14 protein-coding genes are annotated in these 17336 nt (G+C 59.5%); 10 read left to right on the top strand and 4 right to left on the bottom strand.

All coding sequences use genetic code 11. The features are described from left to right. Positions 1–135: 135 nt before the first annotated feature. Together ACXX81_RS14360 and ACXX81_RS14355 are read right to left on the bottom strand one after the other, a co-directional pair. Positions 136–924 (bottom strand): MlaA family lipoprotein, encoded by a 789-nt coding sequence (locus ACXX81_RS14360; protein WP_231423585.1) that lies wholly within the window; start codon positions 922–924, stop codon positions 136–138. Next, positions 917–2215, bottom strand: coding sequence for a lipid asymmetry maintenance lipase MlaY (locus ACXX81_RS14355; RefSeq protein ID WP_209980607.1), 1299 nt, complete (start codon positions 2213–2215; stop codon positions 917–919). Before ACXX81_RS14355 ends, ACXX81_RS14360 begins: the two co-directional genes overlap by 8 nt. A 237-nt stretch (positions 2216–2452) precedes the next feature. On the opposite strand from ACXX81_RS14355, the gene ACXX81_RS14350 reads away from it, so the two are divergent. Next, complete coding sequence (locus tag ACXX81_RS14350; protein ID WP_209980608.1) at positions 2453–2821, top strand: hypothetical protein; 369 nt, start codon at positions 2453–2455, stop codon at positions 2819–2821. 106 nt (positions 2822–2927) lie between these two features. On the opposite strand, the gene ACXX81_RS14345 is transcribed toward ACXX81_RS14350, so the two are convergent. Then, positions 2928–4481, bottom strand: a complete 1554-nt coding sequence (locus tag ACXX81_RS14345; protein ID WP_209980610.1) for a glycoside hydrolase family 17 protein — start codon at positions 4479–4481, stop codon at positions 2928–2930. A gap of 332 nt (positions 4482–4813) precedes the next feature. Here ACXX81_RS14345 and ACXX81_RS14340 point away from each other — a divergent pair, with 332 nt between their 5' ends. The 3 genes from ACXX81_RS14340 (at position 4814) to ACXX81_RS14330 (ending at position 7892) form a co-directional block, all read left to right on the top strand. Next, positions 4814–5665 carry a glycine betaine ABC transporter substrate-binding protein gene (locus ACXX81_RS14340; RefSeq protein WP_209980612.1) on the top strand — a complete coding sequence of 284 codons (852 nt, stop codon included), beginning with the start codon at positions 4814–4816 and terminating at the stop codon, positions 5663–5665. Between the two features lie 260 nt (positions 5666–5925). After that, positions 5926–6237 (top strand): DUF485 domain-containing protein, encoded by a 312-nt coding sequence (locus ACXX81_RS14335; RefSeq protein ID WP_003190001.1) that lies wholly within the window; start codon positions 5926–5928, stop codon positions 6235–6237. Next, positions 6234–7892, top strand: coding sequence for a cation acetate symporter (locus tag ACXX81_RS14330; protein WP_209980614.1), 1659 nt, complete (start codon positions 6234–6236; stop codon positions 7890–7892). Before ACXX81_RS14335 ends, ACXX81_RS14330 begins: the two co-directional genes overlap by 4 nt. A 180-nt stretch (positions 7893–8072) precedes the next feature. Here ACXX81_RS14330 and gltA read toward each other — a convergent pair whose 3' ends face one another. Further along, entirely contained in the window at positions 8073–9362 is a 1290-nt protein-coding gene (gene gltA / locus ACXX81_RS14325; RefSeq protein WP_090407109.1) for a citrate synthase, read from the bottom strand. Positions 9363–9726: 364 nt separating this feature from the next. On the opposite strand from gltA, the gene sdhC reads away from it, so the two are divergent. The 6 genes from sdhC to odhB all read left to right on the top strand — a co-directional run bounded on the left by sdhC (position 9727) and on the right by odhB (position 17316). Next, the gene (sdhC, locus tag ACXX81_RS14320; RefSeq protein WP_016702211.1) at positions 9727–10101 is read left to right on the top strand and encodes a succinate dehydrogenase, cytochrome b556 subunit; all 375 of its coding nucleotides are present in this window, start codon (positions 9727–9729) and stop codon (positions 10099–10101) included. Continuing rightward, positions 10095–10463, top strand: coding sequence for a succinate dehydrogenase, hydrophobic membrane anchor protein (gene sdhD / locus ACXX81_RS14315; protein ID WP_231423586.1), 369 nt, complete (start codon positions 10095–10097; stop codon positions 10461–10463). The genes sdhC and sdhD overlap by 7 nt, the downstream gene beginning before the upstream one ends. Positions 10464–10466: 3 nt before the next feature. Next, positions 10467–12239, top strand: a complete 1773-nt coding sequence (sdhA, locus tag ACXX81_RS14310) for a succinate dehydrogenase flavoprotein subunit (protein ID WP_209980618.1) — start codon at positions 10467–10469, stop codon at positions 12237–12239. A gap of 11 nt (positions 12240–12250) precedes the next feature. After that, positions 12251–12955 carry a succinate dehydrogenase iron-sulfur subunit gene (locus ACXX81_RS14305; protein ID WP_003172807.1) on the top strand — a complete coding sequence of 235 codons (705 nt, stop codon included), beginning with the start codon at positions 12251–12253 and terminating at the stop codon, positions 12953–12955. 261 nt (positions 12956–13216) lie between these two features. Then, positions 13217–16048, top strand: a complete 2832-nt coding sequence (locus ACXX81_RS14300; protein ID WP_003233241.1) for a 2-oxoglutarate dehydrogenase E1 component — start codon at positions 13217–13219, stop codon at positions 16046–16048. A gap of 44 nt (positions 16049–16092) precedes the next feature. Beyond that, positions 16093–17316, top strand: coding sequence for a 2-oxoglutarate dehydrogenase complex dihydrolipoyllysine-residue succinyltransferase (gene odhB, locus ACXX81_RS14295; RefSeq protein WP_209980621.1), 1224 nt, complete (start codon positions 16093–16095; stop codon positions 17314–17316). Positions 17317–17336: the final 20 nt, after the last annotated feature.

The following is a 17336-nucleotide window of genomic DNA, read 5'->3' as shown; positions in this document are numbered from 1 at the left end:
GCCTGAGTCTGCATCGCGTTCACTTTGAAAGGCTGCTCAAGGGTGGTCGTGGCGGAATATTTAATTGGGTACTTGTCTGTTTAAAAGGCAAAAAAAAGGCCATTCGGTTGAATGGCCTTTTTTTATCGACGCGGTTTACTCGGCAATCTGCAACTTGCGCGATTCGGTGTAGATATACCGCACCTTCTCATACTCGAACGGCGAGTTCATCTGACCGTAGCGGAAGCTGGTCTGATAACGCCGGTCTACTGCTCGCAACGCCCAGATTTCCGGGTGGTTGGAGCTGACTTCGGCCACGTTCAGGAAGTTGATCTGGTTTTCGGCGGTGTAGTCCACCAGTAGCCCGGTAGTGTCACGCAGGTTCGACGGACCGAAGATCGGCAGCACCAGGTACGCGCCGCCGGGCACGCCGTAGAAACCCAGGGTCTGGCCGAAGTCTTCGCTCTGGCGCGGCAGGCCCATGGCGGTGGCCGGGTCCCATAGGCCGGCGATGCCGATGGTGGTGTTGACCAGCAGACGCCCGGTGGTTTCCAGCGAGCGGTGGCCCTTGAGCTGCAGCAGGCTGTTGAGCAGGTTGGGCACATCGCCCAGGTTGTTGAAGAAGTTGCTCACGCCGGTGCGCAGGAAACTGGGCGTGACGTAGCGATAACCGTCGACCACCGGCAGGAACACCCATTGGTCGAAGCGGTAATTAAAGTGGTACACGCGGCGGTTCCACGATTCCAGCGGGTCGTACACGTTGAGGGCGGTGAGCGACGAACGCTCGAACTCGCGCTGGTCCAGGCCCGGGTTGAACTTGAGCTTGGTCAGCGGTTCCTTGAAGCCATCGGCGTCGACCTTGACTGGCTCATGGGCCTTGCTGTTGTCGGCATTGGCCACGCCTGCGCACATCAGGGCGGCAAGCAGCAGAAGATATTTAGCCACGGAAGAACTCCAGCATGGCGTCGGCGTTGACGCGGTAATTAAGGTTGCCGCAGTGGCCGCCCAGCGGGTAGACGGTCAAGCGATCGCCGAAGGTTTTACGCAGGAAACCCAGGTCGCCAGGGCCGAGGATCACGTCATCGGCATTGTGCATCACCGCGATTTTCGGGCTGTCATGCAGGTAGTCCTTCAGCGCGTACAGGCTGACCTGATCGACCAGTTGCAGCAGGCTGCCGCCATCGGAGCGCGCACGCCACATCGGAATGACTTGCTCGGTGAGGTAGCAATCGAAGTCGCATTGCAGCGCGCGCTTGAGGAACGGCGTGAGGCTGGTGCCTTCGGTGATCGGATATTTGGGTGGAATGATCAGGCCACGGCGGTTGATCAGGTCCGAAGTAAAGGCAATGTCGGCGGCCGAGAAACGGAACGAGGTGCCGATCAGCATGGCCATCTGTTCGTTGGTCAGGTGCTGCTTGGATTGCTGGAAGTCGTAGAGCAGGGCGTCGTTGAGGTCGATGTAGCCCTTTTGCTGGAAGTAACGGGTGAGCTTGTTCAGCACCAGCTCATAGAAGGTGGTGGTGTTGTTGATGCCCTTGACCTCGGTCTGCACCAGCTTGTCGAGGTTGGTGATCGACGTATAGAGGTTGACCGGCGGGTTGAGCAGCAGCACTTTCTTGAAGTTGAAGCTGCGGCGGGTCTCGTCGAGCTTGCTGACGAATGCCGCATCCAGCGCACCCAGGCTGTAACCGGTGAGGTAGAAGTCGGTCACCGGCAGCGAGGCATTCTGCGCACGCACGGCCTGCATCACGCGGTACATGTCTTCGGCGTCTTCCTGGGTGATGCCCGGGGTGGCGAAGCGCGAGGCGGCGCTGATGAAGTCGAAGCTGGTGGGCGACGAGAGTTGCACCACGTGGTAGCCGGCCTGGTAATACAGTTTTTTCAGGTATTCGTTGATGCTGCTGTCGAACCGCGCGCCGGTGCCGGCGATCAGGAAGATCAGCGGCGCGGCGTGGTCCTGCTTGGCGATGCGATAGGTGAGTTTCTTCACCGCCCAGAAGTTGTCCGGCAGGCTGAACTCGCGCTCGGGGCGCATGTTCAGGGTGTGGTCGGACTGGTTGATTTCGTCGTCGCTCGGCAGGGTGGGCCGAAGATCAGGCGGGGTGGTCGCGATGGTCGCTTCGAACGGGTTGGTCAAAGGGTAGCCATAGCTGGCCTGGTCGATATCGACGGCCAGTGCTGACGCACTCAAAAATAGGCTGCCCAGCAAGGCAGCGCAGCGCAAGGAACGGAGCATGACTGGATCCCTAAGAGGAAAAGGTGCTGAATGAAGTTCGCAGGCTATGACCACCACGTAATCGCCGAAGTGCCATCACTCGGCACCAAAATGTCGGAAAATTACATCAGAATTGGGCTATAGCAGGCAGAAGATACACTTTGCCACGCATTGGTGAACACTAATTGTGTGTATGTCCCTTGCCAACGGCCGGCGGGGGATTAAGCTGAGCGCCGTTTTCGCCTATCGGAGTGCCCCATGTCCCGCCGCTTCCCGTTGATTTTGCTACTGATTGCCCTGCCGTTATGGCTGGCTGCCAGTTATGGCGCACGCTATGGTTTTATGGAAGATGCGCAGTGGGTCGGCCTCTGCGCCGACGAGGCCAGTCGCTGGGAATGCCAGGTGCGTTCGAACCTTGGGTTGATGATTCACTTCCAGGTGCTTGGCTGGCTGACATTGGTGCCGGCGGTACTGGCGTTCTTCGTGCCGGGACGCACGGGGCTGGGGTTGGCGCTGTTGGCCTTGCTGTTCGGGGTGCCCGCGCTGGTGTTGTACAACGCCAGTTTTGCAGTGTTTGCGCTGGTGATTGCGGGGTTGCGGTTGGTCAGGACGCCGCGCGGTGCCTGACAGGCCTCATCGCGGGCAAGCCCGCTCCCACATTTGATTGGGTTCACATATTGCTCGCTGTGAACGCGGTTAAAATGTGGGAGCTGGCGTGCCTGCGATAGCGGTTTCAGACCTTGCGCACCCTCAGGCACCGCCACAACGCCACAACCATCAGCAGGCTGACCACCGCCCAACCCCAAGCCTGCTGGTTCAGCAAACCCTCTCGGTACAATTGCGGCGCAATGCCGACACCGATGATCAGGGCCAGCAGCAGCATCTCCCGACGTGGCCCGCCCACCGGGCGCACCAGGTACACCAAAGCCGGCAGCACCAGTGCCGCGCTGGGAAAGCTGCGATAGCGCGGGTCGAACACCATGGCGAGCATCATCACCGCGCCGGCGAACCCGGCCATTGCCACCAGCCAGCCTCCACGTCGCTCCATCCAGGCGAACGCCCGCTCACGCCAACCCTCGCGGGCACTCAGGGCGAGGGCCGCGTGAGTCAGCACCAGCAGGTTCAACACCACCAGCACGGCGGCCCAGGCCCATTCATCGGTAGAGCGTGCCGTGACGCGGGCCAGCTCAGCCCAGGTGCCGATTGAGCATGCGGCGACGGCGCCCAGCAGTGGCAGCGCAAGTGCGTTGCGCGTGCTGCGTACGCGGCCGCCCAGTACCAACGCAGCTAACAAAATGACGCCTCCGACGCCCAGCCACACTCGCCAGTACGGCACATTGCTCACCGGTCCGGCGAGGATGCCCTTTTCCTGGCGATCGGCATCGAACAGCCCCCAATAGCCGCCCACGGCACCTTCATTGAGACGTTTCCACGGCTGGTCAAAGGCTTCGATCAGGTTGTAGTGCCAGCCATTGGCTTCGGCCATGGCGACGAAGCCGCGCATGAACTTCGCCTGGTTGACCCGACTCGGCACGGCAGTCTCGCGCTGGCGGCCCTGGCTGGGCCAGCCGGTTTCGCCGATCAGTATGTCCTTGTCGGGGAAGTTGTGACCGAAGGTCTGGCGCACATCGCCCACATGCTTGAGGGCCTGGTCGATGCCGGATGGGTCATCTTCCCAGTACGGCAGCAGGTGAATGGTGAGGAAATCCACGGCCGGAGCGATTTCCGGGTGCTGCAGCCAGAATTCCCACACATCGGCGTAGGTCACTGGCTGTTTGATCTGGCTTTTGACGGTGTGGATCAGCTTCACCAGTTGCGTGGCGGTGACTTCCTTGCGCAGCAGCGCTTCGTTGCCGACGATCACTGACGTCACTACGTCTGGGTTGGCGTTGGCGGCGGCGATCAGCAACTCGACTTCTTTTCTGGTGGCGATCGGGTCACTGCTGACCCAGGCGCCAATCATCAGCTTCAGCCCGTGCTTGCGTGCCAGCGCCGGTATGGCCTCAAGGCCGTACATCGAATAAGTGCGGATGCACTCAAAGCGCGTGGCCAGCAGGGCGAGGTCGGCGTCCACGCGCTCGGGGCGCAGCGTGAACGGTTGGTCGTAAGGCGATTGGTCCTTGTCGAACGGCGTGTAGGACGCGCATTGCAGCTTGTGGCTGGCGCTGGCGACGTCCGGCAGCACCACGGAACGGCCCAGGCCGTACCAGTAACCAACGAGGGCCAGCAGGCCGAGGAGCAAGGCAAGGCAATAGGGCAGGGCAGGGAAGCGGGCAGTGGCGGGCATGGTCGGCTTTTCTGGGGGAGCAAAGGCGCGCATCTTACCCGGATTTGTCCCGTCCCAGTGGGGCTGCATACTTTTGACATGCAAAGTTCGAGCGGGATATTGGCGTTAAACCCTACAAAGCGTCCTACTGGCTATGTGATGTCGTTTCTTGCTTACCCAAGGTCGCTGACAGAGCAGGTCGAATGCCCGCTCAGGTTGATGATCAAAACGTCAGCACTCCACTGATGGCGTACCACCGTGATCGACGCGCGTGATGGGGGCGCGGTGCACCCTATAACAACAGGTTGACGTCGCTCGGCATCCGCCGGGCGCAGCACTTTCGGGGAAGTACTATGAAGATGCGACGACTCTTGGGCGCAGCTGCCACTCTGGTAGTTGCGATGGGCTCCACACTGGCCAGTGCCGACAGCAAGACCCTGAGTATCGGCTACGTGGACGGCTGGTCCGACAGCGTTGCCACCACTCACGTGGCGGCTGAGGTGATCAAGCAGAAGCTCGGCTACGACGTAAAACTGCAAGCGGTCGCCACCGGGATCATGTGGCAGGGCGTCGCCACCGGCAAGCTCGATGCCATGCTCTCCGCCTGGCTGCCGGTGACCCACGGTGAATACTGGACCAAGAACAAGGACAAGGTGGTCGACTACGGCCCCAACTTCAAGGATGCGAAGATCGGCCTGATCGTGCCGGAGTACGTCAAGGCCAAGTCCATCGAAGACCTCAAGACCGACACCACCTTCAAGAACAAGATCGTCGGCATCGACGCCGGTTCAGGCGTGATGCTCAAGACCGACGAAGCGATCAAGGCCTACGGCCTGGACTACAAGCTGCAGGCCAGCTCCGGCGCAGCAATGATCGCCGAACTGACCCGTGCCGAAGACAAGCAGGAGTCCATTGCGGTCACCGGTTGGGTGCCACACTGGATGTTCGCCAAGTGGAAACTGCGTTTCCTGGAAGATCCAAAAGGGATTTATGGGGCTGCTGAAACCGTCAACAGCATCGGCAGCAAGGGCCTGGAGAAGAAAGCGCCGGAAGTCGCAGCCTTCCTGAAGAAATTCCAGTGGGCCTCCAAGGATGAAATCGGCGAGGTCATGCTCGCGATCCAGGAAGGCGCCAAGCCAGATGCTGCGGCCAAGGACTGGGTCGCCAAGCACCCGGACCGCGTCGCTGAATGGACCGCTAAATAACCCCCGGCCTTGATGCAACCCCTTGTGGGAGGGGGCTTGCTCCCGATTGCGACATGTCGGCCACCGATGTTTTGGCTGACCCACCGCAATCGGGAACACGCCCCCTCCCACATTATTTTCGTGCCCCGCAAATGTTTCTGCACCCTCCCAATCCCTCGCTACACTCCCTCTACTACTAAGGTCGTCTGGAACCTGTTCCAGAGCCGCATACAGTGGCCATGTTCCAATAATAAAAAAGCTGTGCTGCGAGGATAAAAATAATGAACGACAGCATTTACCTCTCGATTCAAAACAGCCCGCGCTTCAAGGAGCTGGTGAGAAAAAGGGAAAGGTTCGCCTGGATTCTCTCGGCGATCATGCTCGGGCTCTACTCCGCTTTCATCCTGTTGATCGCCTACGGGCCACAAGTGCTGGGGGCCAAGATCAGCCCCGGTTCGTCGATTACCTGGGGCATTCCCCTGGGCGTCGGGTTGATTGTGTCCGCCTTCATCCTGACCGGCATTTACGTACGTCGGGCCAATGGCGAGTTTGATGACCTGAACAATGCGATTCTCAAGGAGGCTGCGCAATGATCCGGCGTCTACTGGCACTCTTCGGCGCTTCGCTGTTTGCTCCCGCCCTTTGGGCGGCGGACGCATTGACCGGCGAAGTGCACAAGCAACCCCTCAACGTCTCCGCCATCGTGATGTTTGTCGCGTTCGTCGGTGCCACCCTGTGCATCACCTACTGGGCGTCCAAGCGCAACAAGTCGGCGGCCGACTACTACGCGGCCGGCGGCAAGATCACCGGTTTCCAGAACGGCCTGGCGATCGCCGGCGACTACATGTCGGCGGCGTCCTTCCTGGGGATTTCCGCCCTGGTGTTCACTTCCGGCTACGACGGCCTGATCTATTCGATCGGCTTCCTGGTGGGCTGGCCGATCATTCTGTTCCTGATCGCCGAGCGCCTGCGTAACCTGGGCAAATACACCTTTGCCGACGTGGCGTCCTATCGCCTCGGGCAAACCCAGATCCGCAGCCTGTCGGCCTGTGGTTCGCTGGTGGTGGTGGCGTTCTACCTGATCGCGCAGATGGTGGGCGCGGGCAAGCTGATCCAGTTGCTGTTCGGTCTGGACTACCACGTAGCGGTGATCCTGGTCGGCATCCTGATGTGCATGTATGTGCTGTTCGGCGGCATGCTGGCGACCACCTGGGTGCAGATCATCAAGGCGGTGCTGTTGCTGTCCGGTGCTTCGTTCATGGCGCTGATGGTGATGAAGCACGTCAACTTCGACTTCAACATGCTGTTTGCCGAGGCGATCAAGGTTCACCCCAAAGGTGAAGCGATCATGAGCCCTGGCGGCCTGGTGAAAGACCCGATTTCGGCATTCTCCCTGGGCCTGGCACTGATGTTCGGTACCGCCGGCCTGCCGCACATCCTGATGCGCTTCTTCACCGTGAGTGACGCCAAGGAAGCGCGCAAGAGCGTGTTGTACGCAACCGGCTTCATCGGCTACTTCTACATCCTCACCTTCATCATCGGTTTTGGCGCAATCCTGCTGGTCAGCACCAACCCGGCGTTCAAGGATGCGGCTGGCGCTCTGCTGGGCGGCAACAACATGGCGGCGGTGCACCTGGCCAACGCGGTGGGCGGCAGTATCTTCCTGGGCTTCATCTCGGCCGTGGCGTTTGCCACCATCCTCGCGGTGGTTGCCGGCTTGACCCTGGCCGGTGCGTCGGCGGTGTCCCATGACCTGTATGCCAGCGTGATCAAGAAGGGCAAGGCCAACGAAAAGGATGAGATTCGCGTGTCGAAGATCACCACCGTGGCCCTGGGTGTATTGGCGATTGGCCTGGGTATCCTGTTCGAAAGCCAGAACATCGCGTTCATGGTGGGCCTGGCGTTCTCGATTGCTGCCAGTTGTAACTTCCCGGTGCTGCTGCTTTCCATGTACTGGAAAAACCTCACCACCCGTGGCGCCATGATCGGTGGCTGGCTGGGCTTGATCAGTGCGGTGGGCCTGATGGTGCTGGGCCCGACCATCTGGGTCTCGATCCTGCATCATGAAAAAGCCATCTTCCCGTACGAGTACCCGGCGTTGTTCTCGATGATCATCGCGTTCGTGGGGATCTGGTTCTTCTCCATCACCGACAAGTCGGCGGCGGCAGAGAAAGAGCGTGCGCTGTACTTCCCGCAGTTTGTGCGTTCGCAGACTGGCCTGGGGGCGAGTGGGGCGGTGAATCATTGATGCAGTTGCACGTGGCAAGCTACAAGCAGCAAGTTAGAAGCAGTGCTGTGTAGAGAGATACCCCTGTAAAGATGCAGGGGTATTTTTTTTGCTTGCGGCTTATAGCTGGAAGCTTGCAGCTCACTAAATCCCAGCCAAAAAAAACGGCCTCATCAAGAGGCCGTTTTTTCTGGCTGGGATTTAGTGCCGATCTTCCAGCTTGGTAATGTCACGCGACTCGTAGCCGGTGTACAGCTGGCGCGGGCGGCCAATCTTGTACGGGCTGGAGAGCATTTCCTTCCAGTGGGAGATCCAGCCCACGGTCCGCGCCAGGGCGAAGATCACGGTGAACATGCTGGTTGGAATGCCGATGGCCTTGAGGATGATCCCCGAGTAGAAGTCGACGTTCGGGTACAGCGAGCGTTCGATGAAGTACGGGTCGGTCAGGGCGATCTCTTCCAGGCGCATGGCCAGTTCGAGTTGCGGATCGTTCTTGATGCCCAGCTCTTTCAGTACTTCGTCGCAGGTCTGCTTCATCACGGTGGCGCGCGGGTCGCGGTTCTTGTAGACCCGGTGACCGAAGCCCATCAACTTGAACGGATCGTTCTTGTCCTTGGCCTTGGCGATGAATTTGTCGATGTTGGACACATCGCCGATTTCATCGAGCATGGTCAACACGGCTTCGTTCGCACCGCCGTGGGCAGGGCCCCAGAGTGCGGCGATACCGGCGGCGATACAGGCAAACGGGTTGGCACCCGAGGAGCCTGCCAGGCGCACGGTGGACGTCGAGGCGTTCTGCTCGTGGTCGGCGTGGAGGATGAAGATCCGGTCCATGGCCTTGGCGAGCACCGGGCTGATCGGTTTGATCTCGCACGGGGTGTTGAACATCATGTGCAGGAAGTTTTCTGCATACGTCAGGTCGTTGCGCGGGTACATCATGGGTTGGCCCATGGAGTACTTGTAGACCATCGCGGCCAGGGTCGGCATCTTGGCAACCAGGCGGATCGCGGAAATTTCGCGATGCTGCGGGTTATTGATGTCCAGGGAGTCGTGATAGAAGGCCGAGAGGGCGCCGACCACGCCGCACATGACGGCCATCGGGTGGGCGTCGCGACGGAAGCCGTTGAAGAAGGTCTTCAATTGCTCATGAACCATGGTGTGGTTCTTCACGGTGCTGACGAACTGGGCTTTCTGCTCGGCTGTTGGCAGTTCGCCATTTAGCAGCAGGTAGCAGGTTTCCAGGTAGTCCGACTGTTCAGCGAGTTGCTCGATCGGGTAGCCCCGGTGCAGCAGAATGCCATTGTCGCCATCGATATAGGTGATCTTCGACTCGCAGGAAGCGGTCGACATGAAGCCTGGGTCGAAAGTGAAACGGCCCGTGGCCGTCAGGCCCCGTACGTCGATAACATCGGGACCAACGGTGCCGGTTAAAATGGGCAGCTCGACGGGGGCTGCGCCCTCGATGATCAACTGCGCTTTTTTGTCAGCCATGTGGCCTCCTATTTATGCTTCAAATCATCAGACAGCCCCCCACGCAGGGCCCGCACCACTATAGTGAGATAAATTCAGAAGTCAATTTGCCTAAAGTCTTGCTCCAGAAGGCTTTAACCATACTTTTTCGTCGAAATTGACTGCCGTTTACGCCTTTTATACCGCCAGCGCAATCCGCTATTAGGGTGAGGAGCGCGCGTTGTCATTAGTAGCCTAACTGTCTATACTCGGCCACCGACCGCCAAGGGCTTTTGGGCTTGCTTTCATTGGGGGTCGCACTCCCTGGGTGGTGCTTACCTGACCAGTCGCACTCCCCAACAACTTTGCCCTGATTGTTAGGGGCTCTTCAGTGTGAAAAAAAGCCGTGAATAGCCAACGACCTGTAAACCTAGACCTAAGGACCATCAAACTCCCAGTCACTGCATACACGTCGATTCTTCACCGAATCTCCGGCGTCATTCTCTTCGTCAGCCTGGCCATCATGCTCTATGCATTGGACAAGTCGCTGAGTTCGGAAGAGGGCTTCGGCGAGGTGAAAGCGTGTTTGACCAGTCCGCTAGCCAAGCTAGTGATTTGGGGCATCCTGTCCGCTTTGCTGTATCACCTGGTCGCCGGTGTGCGCCATCTGATCATGGACATGGGCATCGGTGAGACGCTGGAAGGCGGTAAGCTGGGCTCGAAAATCGTTATCGCCGTTTCCGTGGTGGTGATCGTGCTGGCAGGAGTTTGGATATGGTAACTAACGTCACGAACCTGTCGCGTTCGGGCCTCTATGACTGGATGGCACAGCGTGTGTCTGCGGTCGTTCTCGCGGCTTATTTCATTTTCCTGATCGGATACGTCGTCGCCAATCCAGGCCTCGGCTATGCCCAATGGCATGACCTGTTCTCACACAACGGCATGCGAATCTTCAGTCTGCTGGCCCTTGTGGCCCTGGGCGCTCACGCCTGGGTCGGCATGTGGACCATCGCGACCGACTACCTGACGCCGATGGCGCTGGGCAAGTCCGCGACCGCAGTCCGTTTTCTCTTTCAGGCAGTCTGCGGCATCGCGATGTTCGCTTACTTCGTCTGGGGTGTGCAGATTCTTTGGGGTATCTGATTCATGGCTAACATTCCAACTATTTCCTTTGACGCCATCATTATTGGTGGCGGCGGTGCCGGCATGCGCGCTGCGCTGCAGCTGGCCCAGGGCGGTCACAAGACTGCCGTGATCACCAAGGTGTTCCCGACCCGTTCCCACACCGTATCGGCCCAGGGTGGCATCACCTGCGCCATCGCTTCCGCCGACCCGAACGATGACTGGCGCTGGCACATGTACGATACCGTCAAGGGTTCCGACTACATCGGTGACCAGGACGCTATCGAATACATGTGTCAGGAAGGCCCGGCTGCGGTGTTCGAGCTGGACCACATGGGTCTGCCGTTCTCCCGTACCGAGCAAGGTCGTATCTACCAGCGTCCATTCGGCGGCCAGTCGAAGGATTACGGTAAAGGCGGGCAGGCTGCCCGTACCTGCGCCGCATCCGACCGTACCGGTCACGCGCTGCTGCACACGCTTTATCAGGGCAACCTGAAAGCCGGCACCACGTTCCTGAACGAGTACTACGCTGTCGATCTGGTGAAGAACGGCAAGGGCGAGTTCGTCGGCGTGATCGCCATCTGTATCGAAACCGGTGAAACCACCTACATCCGCGCCAAGGCTACCGTGCTGGCGACGGGCGGTGCAGGCCGTATCTACGCATCCACCACCAATGCCCTGATCAACACCGGTGACGGCGTTGGCATGGCGCTGCGTGCCGGCGTGCCAGTGCAAGACATCGAAATGTGGCAGTTCCACCCGACCGGCATCGCCGGCGCCGGTGTACTGGTAACCGAAGGTTGCCGTGGTGAAGGTGGTTACCTGATCAACAAGCACGGCGAGCGTTTCATGGAGCGTTATGCTCCCAACGCCAAGGACCTTGCCGGTCGTGACGTTGTGGCCCGTTCGATGGTTAAAGAGATCATCGCCGGCAACGGCTGTGGCCCGAACGGCGACCACGTACTGCTCAAGCTCGATCACCTGGGCGAAGAAGTGCTGCACAGCCGTCTGCCAGGTATCTGCGAATTGTCCAAGACCTTCGCACACGTTGACCCGGTGGTTGCGCCGGTGCCGGTCGTTCCAACCTGCCACTATATGATGGGCGGCGTGCCGACCAACATTCATGGCCAGGCGATCACCCAGAACGCCGACGGCGTGGACGAAATCATCCACGGCCTGTTCGCGGTAGGCGAAGTGGCTTGCGTATCGGTACACGGTGCCAACCGTCTGGGCGGCAACTCGCTGCTCGACCTGGTGGTATTCGGCCGTGCGGCCGGCCTGCACCTGGAAAAAGCGTTGACCGACGGCATCGAATACGATGACGCCACCGACGCCAACATCGAAGCGGCCCTGTCGCGCCTGAACGCGCTGAACGAGCGCACCGATGGCGAAGACGTCGCTACCCTGCGTCGCGAGCTGCAAAGCTGCATGCAGAACTACTTCGGTGTGTTCCGTACCGGCGAATACATGCAGAAGGGCATCGCCCAGTTGGCGGATCTGCGCCAGCGCATCGGCAACGTCAAGATCAACGATAAGAGCCAGGCATTCAACACTGCTCGTATCGAAGCCCTTGAGCTGCAAAACCTGTTGGAAGTGGCTGAAGCGACGGCGATCGCCGCCGAGGTTCGTAAAGAATCCCGTGGTGCTCATGCCCGTGAAGACTTTGAAGACCGTGACGACGAAAACTGGTTGTGCCACACCCTGTACTTCCCGGGTGACAAGCGCGTAACCAAGCGTGCCGTGAACTTCTCGCCGAAGACTGTTCCGACGTTTGAACCGAAAATTCGGACTTACTAAGGGTGGCTGCCATGTTGAAAGTCAGTGTTTACCGCTACAACCCTGATCAGGACGCTGCGCCGTTCATGCAGGAATTCCAGGTCGATACCGGTGGTAAGGACCTGATGGTGCTGGACGTGCTGGCCCTGATCAAAGAGCAGGACGAGGGTTTCTCCTATCGTCGCTCTTGCCGTGAAGGTGTCTGCGGTTCCGATGGCATGAACATCAACGGCAAAAACGGTCTGGCGTGCATCACGCCACTGTCGGCCGTGGTTAAAGGCAACAAGCTGATCGTTCGTCCACTGCCAGGTTTGCCGGTTATCCGTGACCTGGTTGTCGATATGAGCATCTTCTACAAGCAATACGAAAAAGTTAAGCCGTTCCTGCAGAACGACACGCCGGCTCCGGCCATCGAGCGTCTGCAGTCCCCTGAAGAGCGTGAAAAGCTCGACGGTCTGTACGAGTGCATCCTGTGCGCCTGCTGCTCGACCTCGTGCCCGTCCTTCTGGTGGAACCCGGACAAGTTCCTGGGTCCAGCCGCTCTGCTGCAAGCGTATCGCTTCCTGGCAGACAGCCGTGACACCAAGACATCCGAGCGTCTGGCTTCGCTGGATGACCCGTTCAGCGTCTTCCGCTGCCGCGGGATCATGAACTGCGTCAACGTATGTCCCAAAGGCCTGAACCCGACTAAGGCCATTGGTCACATCCGCAACATGCTGCTGCAAAGCGGCGTGTAACCGGCGTTGTAACAAGGCAGGACCGTTGTGCCCGTAAATGCTGCGGCGCAGGCTTCAACCGGCGCCGTAGTTTTAACTTGAGCAGCGACTTACAAAGCCGCAGCTCTTATTTTGAAGAAATGAGACAAGCAGGGGCATTCGGGTTGGTACCCGAACTATCAGCGTGATCCTAAGTGGCTTGTTTTGGTCGCTGCACTTGGCCTTTTGCAAGCAAACTCGGTGTTTTCGCCGGTGGTGTCCCCAAATCGAGGGTGACCAAGCATGCAAGAAAGCGTGATGCAGCGCATGTGGAACAGCGGCTATCTTTCAGGTGGTAACGCTGCCTATGTGGAAGAGCTTTATGAGCTCTACCTGCACGACCCTAACGCTGTGCCAGAAGAATGGCGCACCAAATTTCAGACGTTGTCTTCAGACGGCAACGCTGCCACCGATGTATCGCACGCAACAATTCGCGATCAGTTCGTGCTGCTGGCCAAGAACCAGCGCCGCGCCCAACCGGTTTCCGCCGGCAGCGTGAGCAGTGAGCACGAGAAGAAGCAAGTTGAAGTACTGCGACTGATCCAGGCTTACCGGATGCGTGGCCACCAGGCGGCCCAGCTTGACCCGCTGGGGCTCTGGAAGCGTCCTGCACCGGCTGACCTGTCGATCAATCATTACGGCTTGACCAATGCCGATCTTGATACGACCTTCCGTGCCGGCGACCTGTTCATCGGCAAAGAGGAAGCGAGCCTACGCGAAATTCACGAAGCGTTGCAGCAGACATATTGCCGCACCATCGGCGCTGAATTCACGCACATCACTGATTCCGAGCAACGCCACTGGTTCCAGCATCGCCTCGAAGGCGTGCGTGGCCGTCCGGTGCTGTCCGCCGATGTACGCAGCCACCTGCTCGAACGCGTGACCGCTGCTGAAGGTCTGGAAAAATACCTGGGCACCAAATACCCGGGCACCAAGCGTTTCGGCCTGGAAGGCGGCGAAAGCCTGATTCCGATGCTCGACGAACTGATCCAGCGTTCCGGTTCCTACGGCACCAAGGAAGTCGTGATCGGCATGGCTCACCGTGGTCGCCTGAACGTGTTGGTCAACACCTTCGGCAAGAACCCGCGCGAGCTGTTCGACGAGTTCGAAGGCAAGAAAAAGGTCGAGCTGGGTTCCGGTGACGTCAAATACCACCAGGGCTTCTCGTCCAACGTCATGACCTCGGGCGGTGAAGTTCACCTGGCCATGGCGTTCAACCCCTCCCACCTGGAAATCGTTTCTCCAGTGGTCGAGGGTTCGGTGCGTGCTCGCCAGGACCGTCGCAACGACGCCACCGGTGAGAAAGTGCTGCCTATTTCCATCCACGGTGACGCGGCATTCGCCGGTCAAGGCGTGGTCCTGGAAACCTTCCAGATGTCGCAGACCCGTGGCTTCAAGACGGGCGGCACCGTACACATCGTCATCAACAACCAGGTAGGTTTCACCATCAGCAACCCGCTGGACGCGCGCTCTACCGAGTACGCCACCGACGTTGCCAAGATGATTCAGGCGCCGATTCTCCATGTAAATGGCGATGATCCGGAAGCCGTGCTGTTCGTGACCCAACTGGCCGTCGACTACCGCATGCAGTTCAAGCGTGACGTGGTGATCGACCTCGTGTGCTACCGCCGTCGTGGTCACAACGAAGCGGATGAGCCAAGCGGCACCCAGCCGTTGATGTACCAGCAGATCACCAAGCAGCGCACCACCCGTGAACTGTATGCCGAAAGCCTGACCAAGGCCGGCATCGTTGACGAAGCCCGTGTGCAGGCGAAGATCGACGAATACCGCAACGCGCTGGACAACGGCCTGCACGTGGTGAAAAGCCTGGTCAAGGAACCGAACAAAGAGCTGTTCGTCGACTGGCGTCCATACCTGGGTCACACCTGGACGGCGCGTCACGACACTTCGTTCGACCTCAAGACCCTGCAGGAACTGTCGGCCAAGCTGCTGGAAATTCCGGATGGCTTCGTCGTACAGCGCCAAGTGTCGAAGATCTACGAAGACCGTCAGAAGATGCAAGTCGGCGGCCTGCCGATCAACTGGGGTTACGCTGAAACCATGGCGTACGCGACCCTGGCGTTCGAAGGTCACCCAATCCGCATGACCGGCCAGGACATTGGCCGTGGTACGTTCTCGCACCGTCATGCTGTGTTGCACAACCAGAAAGACGCGGGCACCTACGTTCCGCTGCAGAACCTGTACGAAGGTCAGCCGCGTTTCGACCTGTACGACTCGTTCCTGTCGGAAGAAGCCGTGCTGGCGTTCGAATACGGTTACTCCACCACCACGCCGCAGGCGCTGGTGATCTGGGAAGCCCAGTTCGGCGACTTCGCCAACGGTGCCCAGGTGGTGATCGACCAGTTCATCACCAGCGGCGAGCACAAGTGGGGCCGCCTGTGCGGTCTGACCATGCTGCTGCCGCACGGTTATGAAGGCCAGGGTCCGGAGCACTCTTCGGCCCGTCTGGAGCGTTACCTGCAACTGTGCGCCGAGCACAACATTCAGGTATGCGTGCCGACGACCCCGGCGCAGATCTACCACTTGCTGCGTCGCCAGGTGATCCGTCCGCTGCGCAAGCCGTTGATCGTGCTGACGCCGAAATCGCTGTTGCGCCACAAGCTGGCCATTTCGACCCTGGAAGACCTGGCCGAAGGTTCGTTCCAGACCGTTATTCCAGAAATCGACACACTCGATCCGGCCAAGGTGACACGCCTGATCCTGTGCAGTGGCAAGGTCTACTACGACCTGCTGGAAAAACGCCGTGCCGAAGGCCGCGAAGACATCGCCATCGTGCGTATCGAGCAGCTTTACCCGTTCCCGGAAGATGACCTCATGGAGATCATCGCGCCTTACACCCAGCTCACGAATGTGGTGTGGTGTCAGGAAGAACCGATGAACCAGGGCGCCTGGTACAGCAGCCAGCATCATTTGCGTCGCAGTATCGGCAACCACAACCGGGCGCTGAACCTGGAGTACGCCGGTCGTGATGCTTCTGCTGCACCTGCGTGTGGTTATGCGTCGATGCACGCCGAGCAGCAGGAAAAACTGCTGCAAGATGCTTTCACTGTTTAACGCCTTCGCGCTGACTGAAACCGAATTTTAAGGACCCACAGATAATGGCTATCGAAATCAAAGCCCCGTCATTCCCGGAATCGGTTGCCGATGGCACCGTTGCCACCTGGCACAAGAAACCAGGCGAGGCCGTCAAGCGTGACGACCTGATCGTCGACATCGAGACTGACAAGGTCGTACTGGAAGTGTTGGCCGAAGCCGACGGCGTACTGGGCGCCATCGTCGCGCAAGAGGGTGATACCGTTCTCTCGAACCAGGTACTGGGTTCGATCGAAGAGGGCGGCGCTGCCGCTCCGGCGCCTGCTGCCGCTGCTGCACCGGCTGCTGCACCTGCTGCTGCCGCACCGGCTGCCGCTGGCGAAGATCCAATCGCAGCCCCGGCTGCGCGTCAATTGGCCGAAGAAAACGGCATCAACCTGGCGTCCGTCAAGGGCACCGGCAAAGATGGCCGTGTGACCAAGGAAGACGTGGTTGCCGCTGTTGAAGCCAAGAAAAACGCACCTGCTGCAGCACCGGCCAAGGCTGCCGCTCCGGCCGCCGCTGCGCCAGTGTTCGCCGCCGGCGACCGCACCGAGAAGCGCGTGCCGATGACCCGTGTGCGTGCCACCGTGGCCAAGCGCCTGGTTGAAGCACAGTCGAACATGGCGATGCTGACCACCTTCAACGAAGTCGACATGACCGAAGTCATGGCCCTGCGTTCGAAGTACAAGGACCTGTTCGAGAAGAGCCACAACGGCGTGCGCCTGGGCTTCATGTCGTTCTTCGTGAAAGCGGCCACAGAAGCGCTGAAGCGCTACCCGGCAGTCAACGCTTCCATCGACGGCACCGATATCGTTTACCACGGCTATGCAGACGTCGGCGTTGCCGTGTCCAGCGACCGCGGCCTGGTGGTGCCGGTACTGCGTAACGCCGAACTGATGAGCCTGGCTGAAATCGAAGGCGGCATCGCCGGCTTCGGCAAGAAAGCCCGTGACGGCAAGCTGACCATCGACGAGATGACCGGTGGTACCTTCACCATCACCAACGGTGGTACCTTCGGTTCCATGATGTCGACGCCGATCGTCAACCCGCCGCAAGCCGCGATCCTGGGCATGCACAACATCCTCCAGCGTCCGATGGCCATCAACGGCCAGGTTGTGATCCGCCCGATGATGTACCTGGCGCTGTCGTACGATCACCGCCTGATCGATGGTAAAGAAGCCGTGACTTTCCTGGTGACCATCAAGAACCTGCTGGAAGACCCGGCTCGCTTGCTCCTGGATATCTGATTGGAGCAGCTTCAAGTTGC

Source organism: Pseudomonas sp. GNP013, assembly GCF_054343995.1.
Note: the sequence above shows the minus strand (reverse complement) of the source record. Positions and strands in the feature narration are given on the sequence as shown.